Genomic DNA, 7,823 nt, shown 5'->3' with positions numbered 1-7,823 from the left:
CTTTTGCTATTGGTGTGTCTTTCGTGGGGTCCGTGAAGGCCTCCTTGAGGGACCCAGAGTCCCTCAAGGAGGCCTTCACGGACCCACGTGACACCGGCGCCCTGCCCGCCCCACAACGGCGCTCGTCCACCTCGAAGTACATGAAGGGGGCCTTCATGTACTTCGGCAGGGTCTCACGCGACCGACCTGGCCGGCACCGGCACCGAGACCCGGCACGAGAGACCCACCTACCTGGCGGTAGCCATCCGATCATCCGAACTAAGCTCGTTCACAGCTTCCTGCCGTAGGGTCCCCGCCCGTCGGTGGCCGGGTGATCATGGTGGTGGTTTGTGCGGGAGACGGAGCGGCGGTTTCGCCCGGAAATCCAAGGGCTGCGGGCGCTGGCGTGCGTCCTGGTGGTCGTCTACCACGTCTGGCTCGGCCGGATCTCCGGTGGCGTCGACGCGTTCTTCCTGATCTCCGGGTTCCTCGTCACCGGCCAGCTCTACCGCGCGGCGTCGCGAGGGAAGATCGAGTACCGGCCGATGTGGGGCCGGATGATCAAACGACTGTTCCCGGCCGCGCTCACCGTGTTGCTGCTGATCATCGCGGCGAGCACGGTGCTGCTGCCGCAGAACCGCTGGTTCCAGACGATCAAGGAGGTCGTCGCCTCCGCGCTCTACGTGGAGAACTGGCAGCTGGCGGCGGATTCCACCGACTACTTCGCCCAGCACAACTCGGCCAGCGTCGTCCAGCACTTCTGGTCGCTGTCGATCCAGGGACAGTTCTACGTGGTCTGGCCACTGTTGGTCGGGCTGGTGCTGCTGATCGCCAAGAAGGCGAAACGAAACGTCCTTCCGCTGCTGCTCGCGGCCCTCGGAACGGTGTTCGCGGCCTCGCTGGCTTATTCGGTGTGGCTCACCGCCGTCGACCAGCCGCTGGCCTACTTCGATTCGCTGACCAGGGCCTGGGAGTTCGCGCTCGGCGGGCTGCTCGCCCTGCTCGTCGACCGCGTCCGGGTGCCCCGGTCCGCGCGGGTCGCGTTCGGCTGGGCCGGCGTCGCCGGGCTCGTGTCCTGCGGGCTGGTGCTCCAGGTCGGCACGGTCTTCCCCGGCTATCTCGCGCTGTGGCCGACGCTTTCGGCCGCGCTCGTGATCCTCGCCGGCGACACCGCGTTCAAGGGCGGCGCGGACCGGTTCCTGTCCAGCCGCCCGCTGAAATACCTCGGCGATCTGAGCTACGCGCTCTACCTCTGGCACTGGCCGGTCCTGGTCTTCTACCTCGTCGCCCGCGATCGTGAAGAGGTCGGCCTGCGCGGCGGCGCGGTGATCATCGCGCTCTCCTTCGTCCTCGCCGTACTGACCCACCACCTGGTCGAGAAACCGATCCGCGCCTCCGAGATCGGAGCCCGGACCCGTTGGGGCGCTTACCGATTCGGCGTCGCGACGCTCGCTGCGGTGCTCGCCGCGACGGGCGCTTGGCAGTGGGTGAGCGTGAGCCAGGCGGACACCTATTCGATCGCGGTCAACGATCCCGACCATCCCGGCGCGCTCGCGCACACCGAAGGCTTCAAGTACTGGGGCGCCGCCGACGCCGCCCTCGTCCCGTCGTTCGTCGCCGTGTCCGAAGACTGGGCGGGGATCGACCCGGCCCGCTGCGGGGTGTCCCCGCGCAATGCCGACCTGGAAGTCTGCACCTCGCAGACGTCGGGGCATCCCACTCGCCGGATCGTGGTCACCGGTGACTCGCACGCCGGGCAGTTCCTCGGCGCCCTGCTGCCGATCGCCGAGCAGCGGAACTGGGAGGTGACCTCGATCCTCCGCGGCGGTTGCCCGTTCTCCACCGACTCCGACGCCGTGCCGGGCGACCAGGCCTGCATCGACTGGAACTCCGCGGTCGTGGACGAGATCGCCACGACCCGGCCCGACGCGGTGATGACGATCGGCACCAGGGACGTGCGGACCGGTGTCGAGGAACGCGTCCCGGGCGGTTACGTCGCCCAGTGGCGCAAGGTCGACGAGGCCGGCATCCCGGTGCTGGCGGTCCGGGACAACCCGCGCTTCGGCCAGTCGCCGTCGGCCTGCGTCGAGAGCCGTGGCGTGCAGGCGCCCGAGTGCGCCACGCCGCGCTACGACCTCTACGCGGTCGAGCCACCGTACGAGACGCTGCCGGATCTGCCGGGCAACGTGCGCTTCCTCGACTTCAGCGACTACTTCTGCACGGCCGACGTCTGTCCGCCGGTGATCGGCAACGTGCTCGTCTACCTCGACGACAACCACGTCAGCGGTACCTATATGTCGACCATGTCGGGCATCGCGGGGAAGGCGATCACCGAGGCGCTCGGCTGGGCCGACGAGCAGGCGGAAGAGCCACCGCCGGGCGGGTGATCCAGACAACAAATCGCCGCGCGATTGCATTGAACCGCATCAGTTCGATGGTCTGCCAAGCTCATGCGCAACGATCAGCCCTTATCGGCGCATCGAAACGGCGGATATCGTCGTCGGTGTGAAGATCGCCGTCCATCAGGGCTCCCACGCCGAGCTGCCGTCCGCCGTCGCGACGTCGGGCGCCGATCTCGTGGTCGCCGCCGAGATGATCACGACCGGCTACCACATCGGCGCCCGCTCCCACGAGCTCGCCGAACCGGCCGACGGTCCGACCGCGGACCGGATGTCCGCGCTGGCAACGGAAACCGGTGCCGCGCTGGTCTACGGCTACCCCGAGTCCGACGGCGGTCGCGTGTACAACAGCGTTCAGCTGATCGGCCCGGACGGACGCCGTCTGGCCAACTACCGCAAGACCCATCTGTTCGGCGACATCGATCGCGACTGGTTCGAACCGGGCACCGAGGCGGTCGTGCAGGCGGAACTCGGCGGTCTCCGGATCGGGCTGCTGATCTGCTACGACGTCGAGTTCCCCGAGCTCGTGCGGGCGCACGCGCTGGCCGGGACCGAACTGCTCGTGGTGCCGACGGCGCTGATGAGCCCGTACGAGCTGGTCGCCGACACGCTGGTGCCCGCCCGCGCCTACGAAAGCCAGCTCTTCGTCGCCTACGCGAACCGCTGCGACACCGAACAGGACCTGACCTACTGCGGCCGGTCCTGCGTCGTCGCCCCGACCGGCGAGGTACTCGCCCGCGCCGGCTCCGGCCCGGAGCTGATCAGCGCCGACGTCACCCGTGACGCGCTCGTCGCGTCGCGACTGGAGAACACCCACCTGGCCGACCGACGGCCCGATCTGTACCGAGGACTTTCCGCATGACCTCCGCCCTCCCGACCGCGATCCACCACGACGAACCGGCCGGCCGCCCGATCACCATGTTCGGCCCGGACTTCCCGTTCGCCTACGACGATTTCCTCGCCCACCCCGCTGGTCTCGGCGCGCTTCCCGCCGAGCGGCACGGCACGGAGGTGGCGGTGATCGGCGGTGGTCTCTCGGGCATCGTCACCGCGTACGAGCTGATGAAGCTCGGCCTGCGTCCCGTCGTGTACGAGATCGCCGAGATCGGCGGCCGCCTGCGCACCGTGAACTTCCCGGGCTGCCCGGACGACGTCGTCGCGGAGATGGGCGCGATGCGCTTCCCGCCGGCGTCGACCGCGCTGTTCCACTACATCGACAAGGTCGGCCTGGACACGACGCCGTTCCCGAACCCGCTCGCGCCGGGAACGCCGAGCACCGTCGTCGACCTCAAGGGGGAGAGCCACTACGCGCGTTCGGCGGACGAGCTTCCCGCGGTCTTCGGCAAGGTCGCCGCCGCCTGGGACAGCACGCTGTCCGAGCAGGCCGCGTTCACCGAGATGCAGAAGGCGATCCGCGAGCGCGACACCAAGACGATCAAGCGGCTGTGGAACGAACTCGTGCCGAAGCTGGACGACCAGACGTTCTACGGCTTCCTCTGCCAGTCACCCGCGTTCGCCTCGTTCCGCGACCGCGAGATCTTCGGACAGGTCGGCTTCGGCACCGGCGGCTGGGACACCGACTTCCCGAACTCCATCCTGGAGATCCTGCGGGTGGTCTACACCGGCGCCGACGACGAGCACCGCAGCATCGTCGGCGGCAGCAGGCAGCTTCCGTTGCGGCTGTGGGACCACACGCCCGAGGACATCGCGTTCTGGCCTGCCGGAACGAGTCTGAGTTCGCTGCACGGCGGCGGCCCGAACCCCGGCGTCGCGCGGCTGCACCGCACCGCGCCGGACAACATCACCGTGACCGACACCGAAGGCCGCATCCGCACCTATCCGGCGGCGGTGTTCACCGCGCAGAGCTGGATGCTGCTGTCGAAGATCGAATGCGACGAGGCGCTGTTCCCGATCGATCACTGGACCGCGATCGAACGCACGCACTACATGGAGTCCTCGAAGGTCTTCGTCCCGGTCGACCGGCCGTTCTGGCTGGACAAGGACCCGGAGACCGGGCGCGACACGATGAGCATGACGCTCACCGACCGCATGCCGCGCGGCACCTACCTGCTCGGCGACGATCCGGACGCGCCCGCGGTGATCTGCCTGTCCTACACCTGGGCCGACGATTCGCTGAAGTGGCTGCCGCTCTCGGTGTCCGAGCGGGTCGAGGTGATGCTCCAGTCACTGCGGGAGATCTACCCGGGCGTCGACGTCCGGCGGCACATCATCGGCGACCCGGTGACCGTGTCCTGGGAGGCCGAACCGCATTTCATGGGCGCGTTCAAGGCGAACCTGCCCGGTCACTACCGCTACCAGCACCGCCTGTTCACGCACTTCAAGCAGGACAGGCTGGAGGAGCGTTACCGTGGTCTGTTCCTCGCCGGTGACGACGTCTCCTGGACGGCAGGCTGGGCCGAAGGCGCCGTCCAGACGGCATTGAACGCCGTGTGGGGCGTCCTGAACCACTTCGGCGGTGAGACGGATCCCGCCAACCCGGGCCCGGGCGACGTCTACGACGAGATCGCGCCCGTCGAACTGCCGGACTGAGCGCGGCGCTTCACCAGCCAGGCGGTACCCACCGCGAGGAGCACGCCGAGGACCGCGCCGATGGTGTTCATCAGCCAGTCGTTGGTGTCGCAGGCACGGCCGATCGCGGGCAGGAACGCCTGCAGGGCCTCGACCAGCGCGGACAGCGCCGAGCCCGCCGCGAGCATCGTCAGCGGGCGGCGGGACGCCAGCGCGGCGAAGAAGACCGGCGGCAGGAACAACGCGATGTTGGCCAGGAGTTCCACGGCGCCGAGCGTGGGCAGCCAGAACTGGACCGTGCACCCGATCTCGTCGATCGTGCGGCCGGTCGGCACCAGCGTCAGCGCGAGGACCGGCACCAGGGACACCCCGGCGAGAACCCACAGGATCCTGGGCCTGCTCGCGAACAGCAGGCCCAGGACGGCGCAGACGAGCGCGACCAGGAGGATCGCCACCGGCACGAGGGCGGAGTGGTCGAGCAGGAAGTTCGTGATCATGGCGCGGCGATTCTATGGTCACGCCCGTTCAGGCTGTGAACTCGACCTCCGCCGCGGGCACCACGCGCAGCCGCCCGCCCGAATCGCCACTCACGACCACCCTGACGCCGCTGATCCCCTCGCTAGGGCAGCGCGGCGGGCGATTCGGCCTCCGGGATGAGCAGCCGCGGCGCACCGGTGCCGTCGGCGGGAACGGCCCAGACGTCGGAATGTCCCTGCGTGCGGGGGAGGGCGTAGGCGACGGCGCGGTCGTCGAGCCACGCGGGCTGGTCGTCGACGTTCCTGGTCTCGGCCAGCGGCGTCACGGTGCCACTCGCGAGATCGAGCACCGAGACCCGCCAGCCCTTGGCGGGATCGCCGTCGATGGCCGCCTTGAAGGCGATGCGGGTCTCGTCGGGGGAGAGGGACGGGCATTCGACGTCGTCCCGCAGGGTCTTCACGGTCCTGGCCTTCAAGTCGCCTTCGACGAGGTACCGGTGCGAACCGGTGGACATCGTGGCGTAGAAGCGGCTCGGCTGCCGGGTGAAGGTGACGCCCCAGAAGTTGAAGTCGGCCGCCTTGTACGGCTTGCTGTCCACGGTCACGGCGAAGTCCTCGAGCGTGCCTTCGACGCTGTCGGTGGTGAGATCGAGAGTGCCGGCGCGGGTGGAGAACCGGCCGCCGTTGTAGGAGTCGCCGGTGACGAACACCGTCCACGCGAGCCGCCGCCCGTCGGGCGAGACGCGGGCCCGGTTGGGCAGCCCGACCAGTGGGATCTCCTGCGTGACCGCGAGCTTGCTGTCGAGCACCGCCAGTTGATACGTGGTCAGGCCGGTCTCCGGGCGCAGGCAGATCCCGGTGCCGCCCGCCGCGTAGATCCGGCTGCACGACACGGTCGACACCGCCCGTGCTCCGCTCGGATCGGCCGTCGCGACACTGGACACGTGCCCGCGGTCGGCATCGGCGGTGCTGCGGAACAGCAGCCGCCCGCCTTCCAGGGTGACGGCGCCGCTGGTGCCCGCCGACGCGGTGTCCTGGTTTCGCGCTCCCGCCACCCCGACGTAGATCACGGCGGCCGCGGCCAGCGCGAGTACTCCGATGACGGCGATCAGGACGCGGGTGCGGGTGTTCACGGTCGTGCCTTCCTGCGGGGAGCCAAGAGAACGAGGGTGGCGGCGACGGCGGCGAGCACCGTGCCGGCAGCGATCGCGATCGCCGTGGTCGCACCCCAGAACTGCCAAGAGAGTCCGAAAAGGACGGACGAGACGAAGTAGGCGAGCGCCTGCCCGCTCTGCACGATCGCGATGCCGGTGGTGCGCAACGCCTCCGGTAGCAACGGACCGGCCAGTGCCATCAGCACGCCGTCGGTCGACGCGTAGAACACGCCGTACAGGCCGAGGGTGAGCGCGAACAGCGCCCAGCCGGTCAGCGGGCTGAGCAGCAACAGGTAGACGGTGGCCAGCGCGCCGTATCCGGCCAGCATCACCGGCAGCCTGCCGATCCGGTCGGCCAGCGCGCCGAGCGGCGCGGCCAGCAGCAGGTAGCCGAGATTCGTGCCGACGGCCAGCAGCGGGAACCAGCCGGTGGCGATGTCCTCCTTGGCCTGCAGCAGGAGGTGCACGAACCCGTCGCCGATGGTCGCGAGGCCCAGGACACAGGCGGCGATCAGCAGCCGTCGCACGCCGGTGCCGCGCAGGAGTCCGCCGCCGCCCGCAAGGACACGGTGCCCGACGGCGGTTTGGGCGCGCGGTGATCGCGGACGAACAACGCCAGCAGCAGCACCCCGGCGGCGGCGATGCAGAAACTCGTCACGAAGACCGCGTCGAACCCTTCGAGCCCGGTCGCCGAACCCGCCACGGCCAGCACCCCGACCGCCGCGAGCGGGCCGAGGAACGCGCCGACGCTGTCCATCGCCCGATGCACTCCGAACGCGCGGCCCAGCATGTGCTCAGGCGCCGACAGGGTGATCAGCGCGTCGCGGGGCGCGGTCCGCAGGCCCTTGCCCGTCCTGTCCGCGGTCAGCACCACGCCGATCGCGGTCGCCGACGAACCGGCCGCCACCAGTCCCAGCTTGGCCACCGCGGACACGGCGTAGCCCAGTCCGGCGACCGCCTTGCGCCGCCGGACCCGGTCCGCGACATAGCCGCCGACCAGGCGCAGCAGCGCGGTCGCGCCGGTGTACAGGCCGTCCACCACGCCGTACGCCGCCGGGCCCAGGTGCAGCCCGAGCACCAGGTACACCGGCAGCACGGCCGTCACCATCTCCGAGGAGACGTCCGTGACGAGGCTGACGGTGCCCAGGGCGAAGACGTTGCCGCCGAGCAGGGCGAAGGATTTCTTGGACACGCCGCCGGGATGCTCCCGGCGGCCGATCGTGGACAGGTACACGCGACGGACCGCCTTTCACCGCCCGCGGGCGCGTCCACAGTGGACACGCCCG

The 7,823-nt window shown here is 69.8% G+C and carries 5 protein-coding genes and 1 pseudogene; 3 read left to right on the top strand and 3 right to left on the bottom strand.

What is annotated here, in order from left to right:
- Nucleotides 1–329 precede the first annotated feature (329 nt).
- The 3 genes from AB0N89_RS32365 (at nucleotide 330) to AB0N89_RS32355 (ending at nucleotide 4,928) form a co-directional block, all read left to right on the top strand.
- Nucleotides 330–2,366, top strand: coding sequence for an acyltransferase family protein (locus AB0N89_RS32365; protein ID WP_364212474.1), 2,037 nt, complete (start codon nucleotides 330–332; stop codon nucleotides 2,364–2,366).
- Nucleotides 2,367–2,484: 118 nt separating this feature from the next.
- On the top strand, nucleotides 2,485–3,240 hold the full coding sequence (locus AB0N89_RS32360; protein ID WP_364212471.1) for a carbon-nitrogen hydrolase family protein: 756 nt from the start codon (nucleotides 2,485–2,487) through the stop codon (nucleotides 3,238–3,240).
- A complete protein-coding gene (locus AB0N89_RS32355) occupies nucleotides 3,237–4,928 on the top strand; it encodes an NAD(P)/FAD-dependent oxidoreductase (protein WP_364212468.1) in 1,692 nt (563 codons plus the stop codon). Before AB0N89_RS32360 ends, AB0N89_RS32355 begins: the two co-directional genes overlap by 4 nt.
- Here AB0N89_RS32355 and AB0N89_RS32350 read toward each other — a convergent pair.
- The 3 genes and pseudogenes from AB0N89_RS32350 to AB0N89_RS32340 form a co-directional block, all read right to left on the bottom strand.
- Nucleotides 4,892–5,404 (bottom strand): VanZ family protein, encoded by a 513-nt coding sequence (locus AB0N89_RS32350; protein WP_364212465.1) that lies wholly within the window; start codon nucleotides 5,402–5,404, stop codon nucleotides 4,892–4,894. The two genes, AB0N89_RS32355 and AB0N89_RS32350, sit on opposite strands and share 37 nt — an antisense overlap.
- Nucleotides 5,405–5,526: 122 nt before the next feature.
- Nucleotides 5,527–6,516, bottom strand: coding sequence for a hypothetical protein (locus tag AB0N89_RS32345; protein WP_364212462.1), 990 nt, complete (start codon nucleotides 6,514–6,516; stop codon nucleotides 5,527–5,529).
- Nucleotides 6,513–7,729, bottom strand: a pseudogene (locus AB0N89_RS32340) (MFS transporter). The gene AB0N89_RS32345 and the pseudogene AB0N89_RS32340 overlap by 4 nt, the downstream one beginning before the upstream one ends.
- Between the last annotated feature and the right edge of the window lie 94 nt (nucleotides 7,730–7,823).

Source organism: Amycolatopsis sp. NPDC089917 (genome assembly GCF_040684635.1).
Taxonomy (GTDB): domain Bacteria; phylum Actinomycetota; class Actinomycetes; order Mycobacteriales; family Pseudonocardiaceae; genus Amycolatopsis.
The sequence above is the reverse complement of the archived record's forward strand: the minus strand, read 5'-3'. Positions and strand labels throughout refer to the sequence as shown.

What these genes read in the sequence shown, in the direction of transcription:
- AB0N89_RS32355 (WP_364212468.1), top strand. Translation starts at nt 3,237, where the DNA reads ATGACCTCCGCCCTCCCGACCGCGATCCACCACGACGAACCGGCCGGC.
- AB0N89_RS32350 (WP_364212465.1), bottom strand. Translation starts at nt 5,404, where the DNA reads ATGATCACGAACTTCCTGCTCGACCACTCCGCCCTCGTGCCGGTGGCG.